The sequence below is a fragment of the Lyngbya sp. CCY1209 genome, assembly GCF_055795065.1.
In genome coordinates, this window is sequence record NZ_JAYFER010000015.1 from 1 (window position 1) to 280 (window position 280).

1 protein-coding gene is annotated in these 280 nt (G+C 46.8%); it reads right to left on the reverse strand.

Annotation, left to right across the window (positions count from 1 at the left end; genetic code table 11):
* The coding region (locus AC0QHF_RS00070; RefSeq protein ID WP_324702159.1) for a reverse transcriptase N-terminal domain-containing protein at window positions 1-210 on the reverse strand (210 nt) is incomplete at its 3' end.
* Window positions 211-280 lie beyond the last annotated feature (70 nt).

Consider the following 280-nt stretch of genomic DNA (forward strand, 5'->3'; position numbering starts at 1 on the left):
CGCTAAGAGCCTTGCGTAGTATGACTTCAAAAGGAGTCTCTGCAACCTTCTGGCTTTTGCATCCTGTCCCGATTGAGCCGCTTGATAGATACGCTTTTGCAGCTTGAAGACCATACGATGAACTTTCGTCCAGTTGATAGCCTTCCATACACTCTTAGTGTCCGCCAGTTTTGGCTTGCCAAAACCTTTGGATTGACTAGACTTCGCCATTATTGCTACTCAAGTCTCCATCTTACGTCTGAACCGTGACCCGTCTGCATATCTCGAACATTACATCCGA